Here is a 19,352-nt window from a genome sequence, read left to right on the forward strand (position 1 = left end):
CATCGATTCGGCGCTGCGGACCCGCATCGGATTCACCACTGCGCCGCCGAGAGCACGCCGGCAATCGTCGCCGTCATCATGGTGGCGATCGAGCCGCCCAGTACCGCGCGCAGGCCCAGGCGCGCCAGGTCGGCACGGCGCTCGGGGGCGATGCCGCCGATGCCGCCGATCTGGATCGCGATCGAGCTGAAGTTGGCGAAGCCGCACAGCGCGTACGTCGCGATCAGGGCGCCTTGCGGCCCCAGCGTCACGCCGGCCACGTTGCCCTGCAGGATCTCGCCCAGCTGCATGTACGCCACGAATTCGTTGAGTACCACCTTGGTGCCGATCAGGCCGCCGACGGTGGCGGCGTCTTCCCAGGGCACGCCGATCAGCCAGGCCAGCGGCGCCAGCGTCCAGCCCAGCAGGGCGGACAGGTCGGTCGGACGGCCGAGCAGCGTCTGCAGCCCGGTCACTTCGCCCATCCACACCAGCGGCGCGTTGAGCAGCGCGATCAGCGCGATGAAGGCCAGCAGCATCGCGCCAACGTTCAATGCGAGCTTCAGGCCGTCGGCAGCGCCGGCGGCAGCGGCGTCGATGACGTTGGCCGTGGTCTTCTCCACGTGCACGCGCACGGCGCCCAGGGTCTGCGGCGCGGCGGTTTCCGGAATCAGGATCTTGGCGATAACCAGTGTGGCCGGCGCCGCCATGACGCTGGCCGTGATCAGGTGCTTGGCGTACACGGCCTGCTGCACGGGGTCATTGCCGCCCAGCAGCAGCACGTAGGCGCCGAGCACGCCGCCGGCGATCGTCGCCATGCCGCCGACCATCAGGGTCAGCAGTTCGGACATCGTCATGCCGGCGATGTAGGGACGCACGACCAGCGGCGCCTCGGTCTGGCCGATGAACGCGTTCGCGCAGACCGACAGCGTTTCCGCGCCGGACACGCGCATGGCCTTGGTGATCACCCAGGCCATGCCCTGGACGATCTTCTGCATCACGCCCATGTGATAGAGGACGCTCATGAAGCTGGCGAAGAAGATGATCGTCGGCAGCACCTGGAACGCGAACACGAAGCCGAACTTACCGGCATCGCTGAAGTCGCCGAAGATGAAGCGCGCGCCCTCGGTGGTGAACCCGAGCAGCCTGACGAAGCCGCCCGACAGCGTGTCGAACACGCTCGCCCCCCAGGGGGTCAGCAGCACGACGCACGCGATGACGACCTGCAGCAGCAGACCCATCCCGACGAGGCGCCAGTCCACCGCACGCCGGTTGTTGGAGAACAGCCACGTGATGCCGATCAGCACAGCAAGACCAAACAGGCCGAAGCCGGCCCGCAGCAGGAAATCCATGGTCGCGTGGCCCCCGGGCCCTTCGTCGAGTCGCGCAGCCTAGTGCAGCGGGGCGGCCCGGGCAACCACAGCGCCCGTGAACACGCCGTCGTTCAGGCGTCGCGGGCTTCGACACGGTTGCGGCCGGCGCGCTTGGCCTGCTGCAGGCGGCGGTCGGCGACACCGAGCAGGGCCGAGACGTCGCCGCCATCGTGCGGGAACGCAGCCAGTCCGGCGCTGAAGCACACCGGCAGGGCGCGGCCGTCGCGGTCGACCGCGAGCGGGTCCCCCGCCATGTCGCGTCGCAGGCGGTCGAGTCGCTCCCAGGCGCTGCCGGCGGGACAGCGCAACAGCAGCACGAATTCCTGGCCGCCGATCCGCGACAGGGACTCGTCGTCCTCCAGCAGCGTCTGCAGCCGCTGCGCCACGGCGCGGATCGCGCGGTCGCCGGCACGCGGCCCGGCATCGGCATTGATCCGGCGGAAGCCGTCGAGATCGAGCAGTCCCAGCGTCAGCGAGCGGCCCTCGCGACGCGAGTCGGCGAGCTGCCGCGGTGCGTGCTGCAGCAGCCAGGCGCGGTTGGGCAGGCCGGTCAGGCCGTCGCGACCCGACAGGTCCACCAGGCGCTGCATGCGATAGACGATGGCGCAGGCGATCACCGTCATCATCGCCAGCAGCAGCAGCCGTTCGACCTGTCCGCTCACCGACGCCACGCCGTAGCCCAGCGACGTCGGGTGCGCCTCGTCGCCGCCGGCCATCAGGGCGATCGCCAGCGCCGCGTACTGCGCGACCGCCAGGCCCCCGACGTAGAGCGCCAGGCGCCCGTCGTTGCGCAGCGCGGTGAGCGCGATCGCCAGCATGTAGAAGTTCCACACCACCACGCTGTTGAGGGCGGCGGCCGGCTCGCGGGTGGCCAGCAGGGCCAGCACCAGCGTGGTCATGCTGACGTCGTAGCTGCCGGTCGCATACGGGAGCCAGGCATGCCGGCGCTGGCGCCGCGCGAGCGTCAGCCAGACCTGCGCCATCAGATTGGCGAAGACCGCCAGCGCCAGCCCCACCACGACCGTCCGCGTACCGTGGCCGCCGCCCGCGGCGATCAGCGGCAACAGCAGGGTCAACAGGGCGAGTGCGGCGCGCACGCGCGCCACCATCAGTTCGCCGCCGGCGCCGAGTTCGAGCATCACTTCGTCGGCGCGGCCGAACAACGTGGCGACGACGCCCTGCCGGGTGCGTTGCGGTGCGCGCATCGAGACGGTCCCTGTGGCAGCTGCGGCAGCATAGCGCGGGCGGTCGCCGGTGGACGGCGGGCATACTTCCGCTTTCCGACCGCTCCAGGAGTTCCCATGCAGTACCGCCGCCTCGGTTCGTCCGGCCTGCAGCTGTCCGCGTTGTCGTTCGGCGCCTGGGTCACCTTCGGCGGCCAGATCGGCCGCAGCGAAGCGCGCAACCTGGTCGCGGCCGCATGGGACTACGGAGTCAACTTCTTCGACAACGCCGAAGGCTATGCCAACGGCGCGGCCGAACAGGTCATGGGCGACGTCATCGCCGATCTGCGCCTGCCACGCGACGGTTATTGCGTGTCGAGCAAGGTGTTCTTCGGCGCGGCGGCCGATCCGCGGCCTACCCAGCGGGGCCTGTCGCGCAAGCACGTGCGCGACGCCTGCGACGCGGCGCTCAGGCGCCTGCGCGTGGACCATCTCGATCTGTACTTCTGCCACCGGCCCGATCCCGAGACTCCGGTCGCCGAAACGGTGTGGGCGATGGATGCGCTGATCCGCCAGGGCAAGGTGCTGTACTGGGGCACGTCCGAATGGCCGGCGGCGCTGATCCGCGAAGCCGCGCAGATCGCGCGTGCGCACCACCTGCACGGCCCGACGATGGAGCAGCCCGAATACAACCTGTTGCGCCGCGAACGCGTGGAGCTGGAATACGCGCCTCTCTATGCGGAACTCGGACTCGGCACGACGATCTGGTCGCCGCTGGCTTCCGGCCTGCTGACGGGCAAATACGCCGACGGCGTGCCGGCCGACAGCCGTCTCGCGCAGCCTCAGCTCGAATGGCTGCAGGGCAGTGTGCTCGGCGATGCGACGTCGGACCGCACCGGTCGGGCAGGGCGCTTCACGGCGCTCGCCGCCGAGCTGGGCGTCGCGCCGGGGCCCCTGGCGATCGCCTGGTGTCTGACCAATCCCCACGTCTCCACCGTGTTGCTGGGTGCGAGCCGGGTGTCGCAACTGCTCGAGAACCTGCAGGCGCTCGATCTGCTCGAGCGCTTCGACGAGAACGTATGGCGGCGGGTGGAGGCGGTCACGGGGTAAGTGCCCATCGCCGGACGCGTCGGACTGAGTATTCCCGCATCTGAAAGGGCGGCGGGCTCGCGGCGCTGTGCCGAGAGCCGGGGAGCTCTGGGTGGGGCGAACCGTCGGCGCCCATGGACGCAGGAATCTAAGCCCGCGTGCGCATCCCGCCGCAGCGCTTGAACTGCTCGAGATGGTCTGTCTCCCTTTGAGCGTTCGCCTGCCGTTCCGGCCGGCACGTGCCGGTCGGCATCTCCGAGCGACACTCTCGCTTGACTGGAGAATGAGAATCACTATCATCGGAGATCCCTTCCGGAGGATCCCGACATGCGCGTCTCCCCGATACAGGATGCAGCCGTTTCCCGCGACGCCCGCGATGCCGGCAACGTGCATCCCCTGACCCGCACGCCCGACGTCGTCGAGTTCGACAGCGTGCAATTGCTGCGCGGCCAGCGCGAACTGCGCATCCGCCACGGCAACGAGATCTACCGCCTGCGCCACACCCGCAACGACAAGCTGATCCTGACCAAGTAATCGTATTGCGCGCCGCCGCCCGGTCCCGACGGATCGAGCGCGCAACGCGCCGTGTCGCCCTCCCTCTCTCCAGAGGCCGCCCGCCCGCGCGATCCGTTCCGCGCCCGCCAGCTCGCCGATCTCCACTTTTCGCGAGCGCCCATGCGTCCCAGCCTGCTGTCCGTCGCCCTGGCCCTGTGCCTGCCGTCCACTGCCGTCCTCGCCGCGCCTGAAGGCGCGCCGCGCGATCTGGACCAGATCGTCGTCACCGCCACCCGCACCGAGCGCGCGATCAGCGACGTGCCCAATACCGTCGACGTGATCGACCGCGCGCGCATGGATGCCTTGCTGGTGCGCGACATCGCCGATCTGTTCCGCTACGAGCCGGGCATCACCGTCGGCAGAAGCTTCGGCCGCTTCGGACTCAATGACATCCGCATCCGCGGTCTGGGCGGCAATCGCGTGCGCATCCAGACCGACGGCATCGCAGTGCCGGATGCGTTCGCGATCGGCAGCTTCTCCAGCGCCAACCGCAACGTCGTCGACCTGGACACGCTCAAGCGCGTCGAAGTGGTGCGCGGGCCCACGAGCTCGCTGTACGGCTCCGACGCGCTCGGCGGCGTGGTGTCGTTCGTGACGAAGGATCCGTCCGACTATCTGCGCGCCGGCGACACGGCGCACGTCGGCACCAAGATCGGTTTCGACGGCGCGAACGATGGTCTGTTCGCCGGCGCGACCGCCGCCTTCGGTGGAGAGCGGTGGTCGGGCCTGGTCGCGATCAGCCATCGCCAGGGCAAGGCACTCGAGACCATGGGCGGGATCGGCGGTGAAGGTGCCGCCCGCACGCAGGCCAACCCGCAGTCGTCGAACGGTCGCAGCGTGCTCGGCAAGCTGGTGTTCGCGCCCGGCGAGATTCAGCGCTTCAAGCTGACGGTCGAAGGGAACGAGGATGACGTGGAGACCGACGTGCTGAGCGCGTACGGCTTCCAGAGCCTGACCCGCGCGACCAACACGCAGGTCCTCGGCGACGACCACCAGTCGCGCGCGCGCATCACCTTCGGTCATGAACTCGACGGCCTGTCGTCGGCGCTGGCCGACAGCGTCGACTGGCAGGTCTACCGCCAGGACAGCCGCACCCGGCAGGACAGCGTGGAAGTGCGTCGCGTGCCGTCGGGCGCCGCGACGATCCGCGACCAGCGCGAACGCGCGTTCCACTTCGACCAGCGCAGCGTTGGCCTGCAGGCGAATGCGCGCAAGACGCTCGAGACCGGCCGTGTCGCGCACGCGCTCGCCTACGGCCTCGACATCGAGCGCACCGAAACGAAACAGAAGCGTGATGGCCGCCGGATCTTCTTGGACACCGGCGTGGTCACCCACGTGATGTCGCCAGACACCTTTCCGGTGCGCGACTTCCCGATCAGCGACACCACCAAGGCGTCGCTGTACGTGCAGGACGAGATCGCATTCGCCGATGGCGCGTTCCGGCTCGTGCCGGCGGTACGCGTCGACCACTACCGGCTGACACCCGAAGTCGACGCGATCTTCCGCGAGGACAATCCGGCCACGCAGGTCGCCGACCTCAACGAGACCAGCGTGTCACCGAAGCTCGGCTTCGTGTGGACGTTCGCCGAAGCGTGGTCGCTCTACGGCGGCTACGCCCGCGGCTTCCGCGCGCCACCCTACAACGACGTCAACATCGGCTTCACCAATTTCCAGTTCGGCTACACCGCGATCCCGAATCCGGATCTGAAGTCGGAAACCAGCGATGGTCTGGAGCTGGGCCTGCGGTATTCCAGCGACGCCGCGTACGCCAGTCTGAGCACCTACGACACGCAGTACGACGACTTCATCGAATCGACGCGTTACACCGGCATCGATCCTGTGTCGGGGCTGATGGTCTACCAGTCGCAGAACATCGCCGATGCGCGCATCCGCGGCGTCGAGTTCAAGGGTGGCGTGTATTTCGACAGCGTCGCGCCTGCGTTCGCGGGCTGGTCGCTGCGCGGCGCGGCCGCGTGGTCGCGTGGCGAGGACCGGACCACCGGCGAGGCGCTGGCGAGCGTGGATCCGCTGACCGCGACCCTCGGCGTCGCGTTCGGCCAGAGATCTTGGGGCGCCGAACTCGCGGGCCGCTTCGTCGGCCGTCGCGACCGGCTGCCGACGGCGCCGGCCGGCAGCACCTACTTCGAAAGCCCCGGTCACGCCGTACTCGATCTCTATGCGCACTGGATTGTCGCGCCGGGCACGCGCCTCGACGCCGGCGTGCTGAATCTCGCCGACCGCAAGGTCTGGCAGGCGGGGCTGGTGCCGCTGGTCGCCGCGGGCAGCAGCACGCTCGACCGCTACACCGCACCGGGCCGCCACGTCGCGGTCAGCCTGTCGATCGATTTCTGACCGTGAGCGCTGCCTCGATGCCGTCCATCGCCTGCGTTGCCATGCGATCCAGTTCTCCCGACATTGACCGACCACGAGGTTCCACCGACATGACACCGCACGCGATCGCGCTGGCACTTGCCGCCCTGCTGGTCTCCACCGCCGCACCGGCCGCCACCCGCACGCACGCCACGCCGCTCGAGGCAGACCGCAGCGCGATCCTCGGCATGCAGGGCGAATACACCGTGCGTTTCCTCTTCGACGAGACCGTCGTCCTCGCCCCCGGCTACACGCGCAAGGCACCCAAGCGCAGCGGCGGCGACGAAGTCGTCATCGTCGTCGAGGACACACCGACGAAGATCGTGCTGCAGCACCTGCTGCTCGACGTCGAAAGCGGCCACGTGATCAAGCACTGGCGTCAGGACTGGACGTTCGAAGCGTCCACGCGCTGGGAGTTCGCATCCGACCAGACCTGGCGCCAGCGCGCCGTGCCCGCAGAACTGGTGCGCGGCGGCTGGACCCAGTGCGTGTTCGAAGTCAGCGACGCCCCGCGCTACTGCGGCAGCGGCCGCTGGGTGCACGAGAACGGTGCGTCGACATGGACGTCCGACGCCGGCTGGCGGCCGCTGCCGCGCCGCGAGTACACCACGCGCGAGGACTACAACGCGCTCGCCGCGGTCAACCGCCACACCATCGTGCCCGGCGGCTGGACCCACGAACAGGACAACCGCAAGGACGTCCGCGATGCAGACGGCGCGGTGACCGCCAGCATCGTCCGCGAAACCGGCTTCAACGATTACGTGAAGACCGACGCGATCGATTTCACGCCGGCATACGACTACTGGAACGCCACGCAGACCTACTGGTCACGGGTGCGCGCGCGCTGGGAGGCCCGACTCTCCGCGCCGGCCGGCGTGCATCTGAAGACCCGGGTCGACGGCATGGCGCTGATCGCCCCGTTGTTCGAACAGGCCCGGACCGTGCAGGACGGCGGCAGCGTCAGCGACGCGCAGATCGACGCCGTGTTCGCGCAATGGGTGGATACGCCGCGCGATTGACGGTGGTCGGCGCCTTGCGCCTTGCGCCGTGCGCGGCGCGCGTCAGCTGCCGCGGGCGGAGTGCCTGGCCGGACACGGACCTCCAGGCCGCGGGAGCATCGGGTTGGAAGCAGTGTTCGCCGACCGCTGACCACGCCTGCCGCCACCGGCCGCGTTCCAACCGTTCGCCGCCACGCAGTCCGCCCGTTGCACGGGGGCGGGCCGCGTTGCGACGATCGGTTCGCGCACCCTGCGCCTATACTCGAAGCCAGCGGCATCAGCCGCCCGCCAAGGGGTCGATCAATGGGGACTGGATTGTTTCTCGCCGTGGTGCTGGCGTTCGCCGGCGTCATCGTGCTGTTCAAGACCGTGCGCATGGTGCCGCAGGGATTCGAGTGGACCGTCGAGCGCTTCGGCAAGTACACGCATTCGATGACGCCGGGCCTGCATTTCCTGGTGCCGATCGTCTACGGCGTCGGTCGCAAGATCAACATGATGGAACAGGTGCTCGACGTCCCCAGCCAGGACGTCATCACCCGCGACAATGCGGTCGTGCGCGTCGACGGCGTCGTGTTCTTCCAGGTGCTGGACGCGGCGAAGGCGGCGTACGAGGTCTCGAACCTCGAGATCGCGACGATCGCGCTGGTGCAGACCAACATCCGCACCGTAATCGGCTCGATGGATCTCGACGAATCGCTGAGCAATCGCGAAACGATCAACGCCCAGCTGCTCAACGTCGTCGACCAGGCCACCAACCCCTGGGGCATCAAGGTCACGCGCATCGAGATCCGCGACATCCAGCCGCCGCGCGACCTCATCGACTCGATGGCCCGGCAGATGAAGGCCGAGCGCGAGCGCCGCGCGGTGATCCTCGAAGCGGAAGGCCATCGCCAGTCGGCGATCCTGCGCGCCGAGGGCGAGAAGCAGGCTGCGATTCTCGAAGCGGAAGGCGAGAAGGAAGCGGCGTTCCGCGAAGCCGAAGCGCGCGAGCGCCTGGCCGAGGCGGAAGCGCGCGCCACCGAAATGGTCTCCAACGCGATCGCCCAGGGCGACGTGCAGGCGATCAACTACTTCGTCGCGCAGAAGTACGTCGAGGCCTTCAAGGAACTGGCGACGGCGCCGAACCAGAAGTTCGTGCTGATGCCGATGGAGACCAGCGGCCTGATCGGCTCGATCGCTGGCATCGGCGAACTCGCCAAGGAAGCGCTCGGCAACCAGAAGACGACGCCCGCACGGGCGGTGCCGCCTCCGCCGCCGTCGCGCGCGGGGCTCTGACATGGACGGCCTGCGCTGGGATGTCGTCAGCTGGGCCGCGGTCGCGCTGCTGCTGATGGCGGCCGAGACGCTGGTGCCCGGTGCATTCCTGCTGTGGATGGGATTCGCCGCGGCCGCGGTGTTCCTGGTCACGCTGTTCGTGCCCGGGCTCACCGTGCTGGCCCAGGTGGCCCTGTTCGTGGGCCTGAGTTTCGTGTCGGTGCTGATCTATCGCACCTGGTTCCGGGGTCGCGAACGCCAGAGCGACCATCCCACACTCAACCGCCGCGCCTCGCAGCACGTCGGTCGGGTGCTGCCACTCGAGCAGGGCATCGTCGCCGGCCGCGGCCGCGTACGGATCGGCGATGCGTTCTGGGTGGTCGAAGGTCCGGACATGCCGACGGGCGCGTCGGTGCGCATCGTCGGCACCGACGGGGTGAACCTGCACGTCGAAGCGGCCTGAGTCACGCCGGGGTCCCGCGCTCGCGTGGGGCCGTGCCCATCGGGCCTGGTGCCCCGGGCGGCGCATCTCCGCCATCGGCCCGGCGCGACGGCGTCGGCCAACCTGCGATAATTCCGGCTTTCCGCTCGCGAGCCGGCCAGATGACGCAGAAGACGATCCTCAACGATGCCCACCGTGCGCTGGGCGCACGCATGGTCGATTTCGGCGGCTGGGATATGCCGCTCAACTACGGCTCGCAGATCGAGGAACACCACCACGTGCGCCGCGACGCCGGCATGTTCGACGTCAGCCACATGACCGTCGTCGACCTGCGCGGCGCGGGCACGCGCGATTTCCTGCGCCGGCTCGTCGCCAACTCGGTCGACAAGCTGAAGGTGCCGGGCAAGGCGCTCTACACCTGCATGCTCACGCTCGACGGCGGCATCGTCGACGACCTGATCGTCTACTTCATGGCCGACGACTGGTTCCGTCTCGTGGTCAACGCCGCGACGCGCGAAAAGGACCTGGCCTGGATCACCGCCCAGGCCGCCGATTTCGATGTCGCCGTGACCGAGCGTCCCGAGCTGTCGATGATCGCCGTGCAGGGACCGCAGGCACGCGAGAAGGTCGCTGCGCTGCTCGGCGACAGCGATGGCAAGACCGTCGCCAAGCTCGGCCGCTTCGCCGCCGCCGCGCTCACCGGCACCGCGTACGGCGATCTGTTCGTCGCCCGCACCGGCTACACGGGCGAGGACGGTTTCGAGATCGTCGTCGGCGAGGCGCATGCGGTGGCGTTGTGGACGGCCCTGCACGAGGCGGGCGTCGCACCGGCCGGTCTCGGCGCGCGCGACACGCTGCGTCTGGAAGCCGGGCTCGCGCTTTACGGCCAGGACATGGACGAGACCGTGTCGCCGTTCGAAGCCGCGCTCGGCTGGACCGTGGCCCTCGACGAAGGCCGCAGCTTCAACGGCCGCGCGCTGCTCGAGTCGCAGGCCGACGGCGCACCGCGTCAGATGATCGGTCTGGTGATGGACGACAAGGGCGTGCTGCGTCACGGGCAGACGGTCGCGACCGCGAACGGCGCGGGCGAGATCCTGTCGGGCACGTTCTCGCCGACGATCGGCAAGGCGATCGCGTTCGCGCGCGTGCCGGCCGGCGAGCCGGGCGCGGTGACCGTCGACATCCGCGGCCGCCAGGTGCCGGTGCGCGTGGTGAAGTTCCCGTTCGTCAAGAACGGGCAGCCCGCCGGCGGCGTCTGATGCGCGCCGCTGCGCATCGTCGTTACACTAGCGCCACCTTCCCGATCGAACGTTTCCCCGGAGCCGACCATGAGCGAAATCCCTGGCGACCTGAAATTCCTGAAGTCCCACGAGTGGGTCCGTATCGAAGGTGACGGCAAGGTCACCGTCGGCATCTCCGACCATGCCCAGGGCCTGCTCGGCGACCTGGTCTACGTCGAACTGCCTGCCGTCGGCGACGACATCCAGGCCGGTACCGGCGTGGCCGTGGTCGAGTCGGTCAAGGCCGCGTCCGACGTGTATGCCCCGGTGTCGGGCACGATCACCGCGGTCAACGAAGCGCTGGCCGACAAGCCCGAGACGATCAACGAGGACGCCTACGGCGAAGGCTGGCTTTTCGTGGTCGAACTGAGCGAGCCCGACCAGCTCAACGAACTGCTGGCGCCCGACGATTACGCCGAGCAGCTCGAGGGCGAAGAAGACTGACGTCTTCGATCCGACCGTCGTGCACATCGACCGGTGCGTTCCGCGAGGGACGCGCCGGTTTTCGTTTCCGGCATTCCGGTCCGACGTCGTGACGGGCACGTCGTGTGCGCGTGCCGAGTCGGCGCGCGTCACGTGCGTCGACACCTCTCGCGGGTGACGATCGACGCGTTCGGAGTCCGCGCATTTCCCGCGCAAACCCGTCCCGCAACCGCGCAAACGCGGCGCGCGCGACGTGACGAGATTTACGTGGCGGACGGGTGGGTGATTCTTTTTTCACCACATCGAAAATGCAGGTAGGTGCGTCACGGAAAGACACGCCGTCGATGCACGATCGAGCGTTGATGCCTTTTTTTATGATGTTTCGCGAACGCGTTTTGCGCGCGGTGCGCGACGTCGTGGTGCAACCCCCAGCGCGTGCGTGGCATCGCGACGCCGCGCCGCCCGACAGGCGCGGCGCGAAGTGCGAAAAAAAAATGCGACGACCAGTTGACAGTGGAAAAAACCGTGATTAGGTTTCGCCGCAACACACGTCTGCAACGAAACGAGTGAGTCGACCCACGCCATCAGCGCGCAGCACAACTCGAACCTCTGCCAGGAACATCACACGGTGGATGCGGGCATCGTCTCCGCTGCGAAAATTCACCCTCTCTCTTCCCGACTTCCGCGACAGTGCTGGCGCGTTCGGGGTTTCGCTTCACCGGGGCGACGTCGTGCAGTCGACGACCCACCCTTCGAATCCGGTCCGATGCGCGGTGCGCGTCGGCGGTTGTGCGCGGGTCCGACTCCCGTGCGCCGTTTGAGAACTGGGCCGCTGTACCTGCAAGTCCACTGACGAGGAGAGCCATTCCATGGCCACGAAGAAAGCCGTAAAGAAAGCGCCTGCCAAGAAGGCAGCGAAGAAGACCGCGAAGAAATCCACCGCCAAGAAGGTAGTGAGCAAGGTCAAGAAGGCAGCCAAGAAGGTCGCGAAGAAGGTCGCCAAGGTCGCCAAGAAGAAGCCGGCAGCGAAGAAGGCCACCAAGAAGGTCGCGAAGAAGAAGGTCGCTGCCAAGAAGACTGCGAAGAAGGCAGCGAAGAAGACCACCAAGAAGGTCGCCAAGAAGAAGGTCGCGAAGAAGTCCGCAGCCAAGAAGGCCACCAAGAAGACCGCCAAGAAGTCGACTGCCAAGAAGACTGCGAAGAAGGCGACCAAGAAGTCCGCCACCAAGAAGACGGCCAAGAAGTCGACTGCCAAGAAGGCCACGAAGAAGGCCGCGACCAAGAAGGCGGCCACCAAGAAGGCAGCGCCCCGGAAGTCTGCAACCAAGAAGGCCGCTACCAAGAAGACGGCGACCAAGAAGCGTGCACCGGCCAAGCGCACCAAGAAGTCCGCGCCGGTCGTGATTCCGCAGATGCCGACGCCGCTGATCTAACGTCGACTCGCTTCGTCATCGAAAGCGCTTCCTCCGCGTGCCCAGGCGGAGGAGGCGTTTTTTTTGCGCGCGCGTTTCCAGCTGGGGCGCCGCTGTAGTCAGTGCGGCCTGCCGGGCGTTGCGCCGTCGGCCACGTCGACGGATCGATGGCCGCACGGATTGGACCGGGCGGCACGCAGCCCGTGAGCTAAGCGGTGGCGGCTTTGGACCGCTGCGCGGGCCGGTCGAGCGATGCCGTGCAGGTTGAAGCGCGGCGCAGACATCGACCGGCGCCGAGGCCCAACGCACAAGGCCGCCCGGAGGCGGCCCGTGTCGTTTCGAACTCCGGGTGGGCTTACTCCGGCGTCGCCGCCGCGCGTTGGGTCGTGCTGCCTGACGACTGCGTCGACGGACGTGCGTGCGTGCGCTGGGCGTGCAGCGTTTCGAGGTTCGGATCGACGTCCAGCCAACGCTGGGGCGGCAGGCCAATCGCGCGGTCGAGGATCGTCGGCAGCAGGCCCGAGGGCAGGCTGCTCTCGCTGTTCCACAACACGACCATGCCGAAATCGCGATCGGGAATCATCGCCATCAGGCCGCGATAGCCCTGCACGGCGCCGCCGTGGAAGACCACGCGCTGGCCGGCGTAGTCGTAGACGCGCCAACCCAGGCCGTAGCCCGCGGCGTCGAGCCGGTCGCGTCGCCACGACGAATTGCGCATCTCCGGCGGTGTGCCGACGATCGGCGCCTGCAGCGTCGCCAGCAGGGGCGCGGGCAGGACGTCGGGACGATGGCCGGTCTGCGCGACCAGCCACTGCGCCATATCGCTGATGCTGGCGTTGACGCCGGCCGCGGGTGCCAGGCGGTAGTAGGTGGGCTTGGGCATCAACGACGTCCAGCCGCCGCCCGCGCGCACATGCGGCTTGGCCCAGCGCGTACTCGCCTGGATGCCGTCGAGCCCGTAGCTCGCATCGTTCATGCCGAGCGGCTTGAAGATCCGGCGCGAGACGGCCTCGCTGTAGAACTGTCCGGAAGTCGCGAAGACGACATCGCCGACCAGGCTGAAGGCCACGTTCTGGTAGGCGTAGCAGTTGCCGGGCTGGCAGCGCATCGGCGCGGCCGCGAGCCGCTGCACGAGATCGTGATAGTCGGCGTTGCGCTCGATGTCGCGGTCGTAGGTGTTGCGGCCCAGGCCGACGCGGTGGCTCAACACGTCGGCGACCGTGAGCTGCTGCGCGGCCAGCGGGTCGGAGAACCGCAATGAGGGGAGGTAATCGACGATGTGGCTGTCCCAGCGCAGCGCGCCTTCGGAGACGAGCATGCCGGTCACGGTACCCGCGAAGGATTTCGACAACGACGCCAGCCGGAACACGGTGTGCGCATCGACCGGCTCGGCGGCCTTGACGTCGGTGATGCCGTAGCCGCGAGCGCTCAGGACCTGGCCCTTGTGCACGATCGCCATTGCGAGGCCCGGCACGCGCTGGTTGGCGACGAGATCCTGGGCCATCGCTTCGAGCAGGGTGACGTCGAAGGTGGATGCCAGCGGCTTATCCTGACCGGGCACGCGCGGCTGCGGCTTGACCGCGTCCTCGCGGCTGACGATGGCTGGCCGATGGGCCTGCTCGTCGAGCGGCACGATCGCGGTGATCTCGTCTTCGCTTTCGTTCTCGACGACATCGGCGGATGTCGGCGCCTGTGCGGCGGAGCCCAGTGCAGCGGGCAGCAGCAGGCCGATGAGACCCAGCCGGACGAGCGGCCGGCGGTACGGATGTCGGCTTTTCATCGGACCTGCCCCCTGCGTATGCTCTGGTGCTGCGGCGATGATAGCGCCTGTGTAATGGATTGCATGAACAAGGGGAAGTTTGATGGCTAGCGCGTTGATCCTGCTGGTATTGCTCGTCGTCGTGGCCGTAGGTCTGGCGCTGTGGGGCGTCGGGATCTACAACGGGCTGATCACCGCCCGCAATGCCTACAGGAATGCGTTCGCCCAGATCGACGTGCAGTTGCAGCGCCGCTTCGACCTGATCCCGAATCTGGTCGAGACCGTCAAGGGCTACATGCGCCACGAGCGCGAGACGCTCGAAGCCGTGACCCAGGCGCGCAACCTGGCGCAGGCCGGCCTGTCCGCGGCCAAGGCCGATCCCGGCGATCCCGCTGCAATGGCGCAGCTGGCGCAGTCGCAGGGTGTGCTCAACGGCGCGCTGGGCCGACTGCTCGCGGTGTCGGAAGCCTATCCCGACCTCAAGGCCAGCCAGAACATGCTGCAGCTCACCGAAGAGCTGACCAGCACCGAGAACAAGGTGGCGTTCGCGCGCCAGGCCTACAACGACTCGGTGATGGCCTACAACAACAAGCGCGAGGTGTTTCCCTCGAGCGTTCTCGCCGGCATGTTCAACTTCAAGGAAGCGGCGCTGCTCGACATTCCGGCCGATCGCGCGGAAGTGCGCGACGTGCCGAAGGTGACGTTCTGAGGTCGACTGCCGCGCCGTCGGCCGGCTCACCGCGATGAATTTCTTCGAACGCCAGGCCCGGGCGCGGCGCAACGGCACGCGCCTGATCGCGCTGTTCGCGTGCGCGGTGATCGGCATCGTGATCGTGGTCGATTTGATGGTCGTGCTGGTGGCCGGCCCGCGGCCGGGTGCGCTGCTGGTGGCGACGGTCCTGACGCTCGCGGTGATCGGCCTGGGGTCGCTGTTCCGCATTTCGTCGTTGCGCAGCGGCGGCGACACGGTGGCCCAGCAGCTCGGCGGCGTGCCGGTGTCGGAGGACACGCGCGATCCGCAGATGCGGCGGCTGCGCAACGTGGTCGAGGAAATGTCGATCGCGTCCGGCGTGCCGGTGCCCAAGATCTACGTGCTCGAGCAGGAGGCGGGCATCAATGCGTTCGCGGCCGGCTATTCGACGTCCGATGCCGTGGTCGCGGTGACCCGCGGCGCACTTGACCGGCTCAACCGCGATGAACTGCAGGGCGTGGTCGCGCACGAATACAGCCACATCCTCAACGGTGACATGCGGCTCAACATCCGCCTGATTGGCGTGCTGTTCGGCATCCTGATGATCGGCATCATCGGGCGCAAGATCCTGATCCATGGCCGCGGGTTCCGGAACAGCGCGACGATCGTGGTGATCGGCGGCGCGCTGGCGGCGATCGTCGTCGGTGCGCTCGGCATGTTCTTCGGCCGCATGATCAAGGCGGGCGTCAGCCGCTCGCGCGAAGTGCTGGCCGATGCCTCGGCGGTGCAGTTCACGCGGCAGACGGCCGGTATCGCCGGTGCGTTGAAGAAGATCGGCGGTCTCGACAGCGGGTCGCGTCTGGCGCACCGCGAGGACGCCGAAGAAGTCAGCCACATGCTGTTCGGCGATGGCGTGGGCCTGAGTGGTCTGTTCGCCACGCACCCGCCGCTGATCCAGCGCATCCAGGCGTTGGAGCCGGGCTTCCGTCCCGAGCAGCTGGCGCGCCTGCAGCAGCAGTGGATGGCACTGCCCCCGGACGGCCTGCAGGAAGACGTGGCGCTGGGGCTGGTCGTGCCCGGCGAGGCGTTGCCGCAGCGTGAGCGCGCGCTGGCGGTCACGCCGCCGATGGTCGCGGCGCAGGTCGCGCATCCCCACGACGACGACTACGCGCGCGCGCATGCGCTGGTGATGGCGATCAGCGACGCGCTGCACGACGTCGCGACCCATCGCGAAGCGGCGATGCCGCTGGTGCTCGCGCTGTTGTTCGACGACGGCGAGCACGTGCGCGGTCGGCAGCACACCGAGATCGTCGCGCGCATGGGTGCGTCGGTCGCGATGGAAGCAGCGCATCTGCGCGAGACCCACCTGCTGGCGCTGCACCCGATGCTGCGCCTGCCGCTGGCGTCGATCACATTCCCGGTGCTGCGCCGCCGTCCGCGCCCCGAACTGGCGACATTCCTCGACACCGTGCATGCGGTGGTCCATGCCGACGAGAATGTCTCGCTGTTCGAGTACTGCCTGGGGCGATTGCTGGAAGTCCAGCTGCGCGAAGCCCTCGATCCCGGCCGTCACATCCGTTTCGGCCGGCGCAAGCCGGGTAACGTGAAGCAGGAATTCGCGACGCTGCTGGCCGTGGTCGCGCAGGCCGGCAATCCCGGCGACAGGGCCGCTGCGCAGCGCGCCTATCTCGCCGGCATGCAGCGCGTGCTGCCGCGCGATCACATGCCCTACGCGCCGCCGGCCGGCGGCGTGCAGGCGCTGGACGCGGTGTGGGCGCCGCTCGACGCGCTCGACCCGCTGGCCAAGGAGGTGATGGTCGAGGCGATCACCGCGGCCGTCAGTCACGACGGCCAGGTCAGCGTGGCGGAATCCGAACTGCTGCGCACGATCTGCGGCGTGCTGCATTGCCCGCTGCCGCCGACACTGGAGCAGCTGACGCGCTGAGCCGCTTCGCCGAAGGTCGCAGTGACGCCGATGGCGCCGCGACCGAGGATGGCGGCACCGCCTGACCGGAATCCGCAATGACCGACCCGCGTCCAGGCGCGTCGCACACCACGCTCGGGACGGCCTTCGTGCTGCTGTGGTGCACCGGCTACATCGCCGGCAAGCTGATGGTGGAGCACGCAGTGCCGCTGACCGCACTCGTCTGGCGTTTCGGCCTGGCGGGACTGGTGTTCGCCGCGCTCGCGCTCGCCGCGCGCGTGCCATGGGGCGATGCGCGATCGGTCCTGCACAGTGCGGTGACCGGCGTGCTGATGCTCGCGCTGCAGTTCGGCGGCGTGTATCTGGCGCTGTCGTGGGAGGCGAGCGCCGGCGTGGCCGCACTGGTCATCGGCACGATGCCGATGGTGGTCGCGGTGCTGGCGGTCGCCGGAGGTGACGAACGTCTGGCGCCGGCGCAGTGGGGCGGTCTGCTGCTCGGTCTGATGGGCGTGGTCCTGGTGGTCGCCGATCGCATCGACGGCGCCACGGGCTGGGTCGCCTGGCTTGCGCTGTTCGCCGGGCTGGCCGGCATCAGCCTCGGCACCGTCTACCAGAAGCGCTTCGCGTCGCAGGGCGACCTGCGTGCCGGGCTGGCGGTGCAGAATCTCGCCGCGACGGCGGTGCTGCTGCCCGGTGCGCTGTGGCTGGAAGGGTTCCGCTTCGCGCATGCGCCGGACTTCTACCTGCCGATGCTGTGGACCGTCGTCGTCAATTCGCTGGGCGGGTTCGCGTTGCTGTTCGTGCTGATCCGGCGTGGCGCGGCGACGCGCGTCGCCGCACTGTTCTTCCTGATGCCGCCGGTGACAGCGGTGTTCGGCAGCTGGGTGCTCGGCGAGCATCTCACCGCGCTCAAGCTCGGCGGTTTCGCGCTCGCGGCGATCGGGGTGTGGCTGGTGACGCGACCGGCTGCGTCCGCGCTGCGTTAGCCCGCCAGGATGCCCGCGGCGGCCCGCTCCGCGATCATGATCACCGGTGCATTGGTATTGCCGCCGGGCAGGGTCGGCATCACCGACGCATCGATGACGCGCAGACCTTCGACGCCGCGCACGCGCAGCTGCGGGTCGACCACCGCCGCGTCGTCGGTGCCCATGCGGCAGGTGCCGACCGGGTGGTAGACCGACTCGGCCTTGGCGCGGACAAATGCGCCGAGTTCGGCATCGGTGAGGTCGTTGCGTGCCGGGAAGATCGGCGCGCCGCGGATGCCGTCGAACGCGGCCTGCGACAGGATCGTGCGCGAGATCCGCGCGCACTCGACCATCATCTTCAGATCGAATCCATCCGCATCGGACAGGTAGTTCGCCTCGATGCGCGCCTTGTCGCTGACGCGGTTGCTGACCAGGGTGACGCGGCCGCGGCTGCGCGGGCGCAGGAAGCAGGCGTGCAGGGTGTAGCCGTCGCCGGCCAGGCGATTGCGGCCGTGGTCGTCGAGCATCGCCGGCACGAAATGGAACTGGATGTCGGCGCGGTCGTCGGGCGCCAGCGGGGAGCGGTAGAAGCCGCCGGCTTCGGCGATGTTGCTGGTGCCGGGGCCGCGACGGCCGCGCACGAAGTAATCCCACGCGATCGCGACGTCGCTGGCGCGGTCATAGGTGATGCGTTGCGTCGAATGGAACAGGGTGCAGATATCGAGATGGTCCTGCAGATTGCCGCCGACGCCGGGCGCATCGTGCACGACCTTCAGGCCCTGCCGGCGAAGATCGTCCGCCGGGCCGATGCCCGAGAGCATCAGCAGCTGCGGCGTGTTGATCGCACCGCCGCACAGCAGCACCTCGCGCGTCGCCGGCTGGTGGAACGCGCCGCGCGCGGTCGAATACACCACGCCGGTCGCACGCCCGTGCTCGAACGTCACGCGGCTGGCGACCGCGCCGGTCTGGATGGTCAGGTTCGGGCGCGCCCGGGTGTCGCGATCGAGATACGCGGTGGCCGCCGAACATCGCGCACCATCGCGCTGGGTCACCTGGTACAGGCCGACGCCCTGTTGTCGCGGGCCGTTGAAGTCGTCGTTCGCGGGTAGCCCCGCCTGTTGCGCGGCCTCGATGAACATCCGCGAGACCGGGTTGACGTAACGCAGGTCGGACACCGTCAGCGGACCGTCGTCGCCATGCAGTGCATTGGCACCGCGCGTGTTGCCTTCGCTGCTGCGGAACCACGGCAGCACGTCGTCCCAGGCCCAGCCCTGCGCGCCCTGCGCCGCCCAGTCGTCGTAATCCGCAGGCACGCCGCGGATGTAGCACATGGCGTTGATCGAACTCGATCCGCCGAGCACCCTGCCGCGCGGCCACCACAGTGCCCGGTTGTCGAGCTGCGGCTCGGGCGCGGTGTCGTAGTCCCAGTTCACGCCCTTGCGGTTGACCAGCTTCGCCAGGCCGGCCGGCATGTGGATGAAGGGGTGCGTGTCGTTCGGGCCCGCTTCGAGCAGCAGCACGCGCACGTCGGGATCGGCGCTGAGCCGGTGGGCGAGCACGCAGCCGGCGGAACCGGCGCCGACGATGATGTAGTCGTAGACGGGAGCAGGGCGGGGAGGCATCGCGGCACGGTAGGCAAGGGGGCTAGAGCATATGCTCCGCGCATCCGGTCGTG

Annotated in this window: 15 protein-coding genes and 1 pseudogene; 12 read left to right on the top strand and 4 right to left on the bottom strand. The window is 68.6% G+C overall.

Annotation, left to right across the window (positions count from 1 at the left end):
• Positions 1–32 precede the first annotated feature (32 nt).
• Both CURTO8I2_RS01440 and CURTO8I2_RS01445 read right to left on the bottom strand, forming a co-directional pair.
• Complete coding sequence (locus CURTO8I2_RS01440; RefSeq protein WP_159678062.1) at positions 33–1,331, bottom strand: nucleoside transporter C-terminal domain-containing protein; 1,299 nt, start codon at positions 1,329–1,331, stop codon at positions 33–35.
• 92 nt (positions 1,332–1,423) lie between these two features.
• Positions 1,424–2,557, bottom strand: coding sequence for a GGDEF domain-containing protein (locus CURTO8I2_RS01445; RefSeq protein WP_159678064.1), 1,134 nt, complete (start codon positions 2,555–2,557; stop codon positions 1,424–1,426).
• 96 nt (positions 2,558–2,653) lie between these two features.
• Between CURTO8I2_RS01445 and CURTO8I2_RS01450 the strand changes: the two genes are divergently transcribed.
• From CURTO8I2_RS01450 to CURTO8I2_RS01490, 9 genes and pseudogenes are all read left to right on the top strand, one after another.
• On the top strand, positions 2,654–3,625 hold the full coding sequence (locus CURTO8I2_RS01450; protein WP_159678065.1) for an aldo/keto reductase: 972 nt from the start codon (positions 2,654–2,656) through the stop codon (positions 3,623–3,625).
• Between the two features lie 408 nt (positions 3,626–4,033).
• A pseudogene (gene hemP, locus CURTO8I2_RS15385) lies at positions 4,034–4,138 on the top strand (hemin uptake protein HemP); the annotation flags it as partial.
• A 141-nt stretch (positions 4,139–4,279) separates the two neighbouring features.
• Positions 4,280–6,511, top strand: coding sequence for a TonB-dependent hemoglobin/transferrin/lactoferrin family receptor (locus CURTO8I2_RS01460; RefSeq protein ID WP_201295456.1), 2,232 nt, complete (start codon positions 4,280–4,282; stop codon positions 6,509–6,511).
• Between the two features lie 89 nt (positions 6,512–6,600).
• Positions 6,601–7,548 (top strand): DUF6607 family protein, encoded by a 948-nt coding sequence (locus CURTO8I2_RS01465; protein WP_159678069.1) that lies wholly within the window; start codon positions 6,601–6,603, stop codon positions 7,546–7,548.
• A gap of 282 nt (positions 7,549–7,830) precedes the next feature.
• On the top strand, positions 7,831–8,802 hold the full coding sequence (locus tag CURTO8I2_RS01470; protein WP_159678070.1) for an SPFH domain-containing protein: 972 nt from the start codon (positions 7,831–7,833) through the stop codon (positions 8,800–8,802).
• A 10-nt stretch (positions 8,803–8,812) separates the two neighbouring features.
• Positions 8,813–9,244 (top strand): NfeD family protein, encoded by a 432-nt coding sequence (locus CURTO8I2_RS01475; protein WP_159681496.1) that lies wholly within the window; start codon positions 8,813–8,815, stop codon positions 9,242–9,244.
• Positions 9,245–9,384: 140 nt separating this feature from the next.
• Positions 9,385–10,482, top strand: coding sequence for a glycine cleavage system aminomethyltransferase GcvT (gene gcvT, locus CURTO8I2_RS01480; RefSeq protein WP_159678072.1), 1,098 nt, complete (start codon positions 9,385–9,387; stop codon positions 10,480–10,482).
• Positions 10,483–10,551: 69 nt separating this feature from the next.
• Positions 10,552–10,947 carry a glycine cleavage system protein GcvH gene (gene gcvH, locus CURTO8I2_RS01485; RefSeq protein ID WP_159678074.1) on the top strand — a complete coding sequence of 132 codons (396 nt, stop codon included), beginning with the start codon at positions 10,552–10,554 and terminating at the stop codon, positions 10,945–10,947.
• An 848-nt stretch (positions 10,948–11,795) separates the two neighbouring features.
• Positions 11,796–12,359 carry a hypothetical protein gene (locus tag CURTO8I2_RS01490; protein ID WP_159678076.1) on the top strand — a complete coding sequence of 188 codons (564 nt, stop codon included), beginning with the start codon at positions 11,796–11,798 and terminating at the stop codon, positions 12,357–12,359.
• Between the two features lie 334 nt (positions 12,360–12,693).
• Here the strand turns inward: CURTO8I2_RS01490 and CURTO8I2_RS01495 are convergent, their stop codons facing one another.
• Positions 12,694–14,118, bottom strand: coding sequence for a serine hydrolase domain-containing protein (locus CURTO8I2_RS01495; RefSeq protein WP_159678078.1), 1,425 nt, complete (start codon positions 14,116–14,118; stop codon positions 12,694–12,696).
• Positions 14,119–14,200: 82 nt separating this feature from the next.
• Here CURTO8I2_RS01495 and CURTO8I2_RS01500 point away from each other — a divergent pair, with 82 nt between their 5' ends.
• The 3 genes from CURTO8I2_RS01500 to CURTO8I2_RS01510 all read left to right on the top strand — a co-directional run bounded on the left by CURTO8I2_RS01500 (position 14,201) and on the right by CURTO8I2_RS01510 (position 17,698).
• Entirely contained in the window at positions 14,201–14,806 is a 606-nt protein-coding gene (locus tag CURTO8I2_RS01500; RefSeq protein WP_159678079.1) for a LemA family protein, read from the top strand.
• Positions 14,807–14,840: 34 nt separating this feature from the next.
• Positions 14,841–16,733 (top strand): M48 family metallopeptidase, encoded by a 1,893-nt coding sequence (locus CURTO8I2_RS01505; protein ID WP_159678081.1) that lies wholly within the window; start codon positions 14,841–14,843, stop codon positions 16,731–16,733.
• A gap of 77 nt (positions 16,734–16,810) precedes the next feature.
• The gene (locus CURTO8I2_RS01510) at positions 16,811–17,698 is read left to right on the top strand and encodes a DMT family transporter (protein ID WP_159678083.1); all 888 of its coding nucleotides are present in this window, start codon (positions 16,811–16,813) and stop codon (positions 17,696–17,698) included.
• Here CURTO8I2_RS01510 and CURTO8I2_RS01515 read toward each other — a convergent pair.
• Positions 17,695–19,299, bottom strand: coding sequence for a choline dehydrogenase (locus CURTO8I2_RS01515; RefSeq protein ID WP_159678085.1), 1,605 nt, complete (start codon positions 19,297–19,299; stop codon positions 17,695–17,697). The two genes, CURTO8I2_RS01510 and CURTO8I2_RS01515, sit on opposite strands and share 4 nt — an antisense overlap.
• Between the last annotated feature and the right edge of the window lie 53 nt (positions 19,300–19,352).

Source organism: Luteimonas sp. 9C, assembly GCF_902506295.1.
Classification (GTDB): Bacteria; Pseudomonadota; Gammaproteobacteria; order Xanthomonadales; family Xanthomonadaceae; genus Luteimonas.

Coding starts and splice junctions, on each gene's coding strand:
- CURTO8I2_RS01440 (WP_159678062.1), bottom strand. CDS start 1,331: ATGGATTTCCTGCTGCGGGCCGGCTTCGGCCTGTTTGGTCTTGCTGTG.
- CURTO8I2_RS01445 (WP_159678064.1), bottom strand. CDS start 2,557: ATGCGCGCACCGCAACGCACCCGGCAGGGCGTCGTCGCCACGTTGTTC.
- CURTO8I2_RS01450 (WP_159678065.1), top strand. CDS start 2,654: ATGCAGTACCGCCGCCTCGGTTCGTCCGGCCTGCAGCTGTCCGCGTTG.
- CURTO8I2_RS01460 (WP_201295456.1), top strand. CDS start 4,280: ATGCGTCCCAGCCTGCTGTCCGTCGCCCTGGCCCTGTGCCTGCCGTCC.
- CURTO8I2_RS01465 (WP_159678069.1), top strand. CDS start 6,601: ATGACACCGCACGCGATCGCGCTGGCACTTGCCGCCCTGCTGGTCTCC.
- CURTO8I2_RS01470 (WP_159678070.1), top strand. CDS start 7,831: ATGGGGACTGGATTGTTTCTCGCCGTGGTGCTGGCGTTCGCCGGCGTC.
- gcvT (WP_159678072.1), top strand. CDS start 9,385: ATGACGCAGAAGACGATCCTCAACGATGCCCACCGTGCGCTGGGCGCA.
- gcvH (WP_159678074.1), top strand. CDS start 10,552: ATGAGCGAAATCCCTGGCGACCTGAAATTCCTGAAGTCCCACGAGTGG.
- CURTO8I2_RS01490 (WP_159678076.1), top strand. CDS start 11,796: ATGGCCACGAAGAAAGCCGTAAAGAAAGCGCCTGCCAAGAAGGCAGCG.
- CURTO8I2_RS01495 (WP_159678078.1), bottom strand. CDS start 14,118: ATGAAAAGCCGACATCCGTACCGCCGGCCGCTCGTCCGGCTGGGTCTC.
- CURTO8I2_RS01500 (WP_159678079.1), top strand. CDS start 14,201: ATGGCTAGCGCGTTGATCCTGCTGGTATTGCTCGTCGTCGTGGCCGTA.
- CURTO8I2_RS01505 (WP_159678081.1), top strand. CDS start 14,841: ATGAATTTCTTCGAACGCCAGGCCCGGGCGCGGCGCAACGGCACGCGC.
- CURTO8I2_RS01510 (WP_159678083.1), top strand. CDS start 16,811: ATGACCGACCCGCGTCCAGGCGCGTCGCACACCACGCTCGGGACGGCC.
- CURTO8I2_RS01515 (WP_159678085.1), bottom strand. CDS start 19,299: ATGCCTCCCCGCCCTGCTCCCGTCTACGACTACATCATCGTCGGCGCC.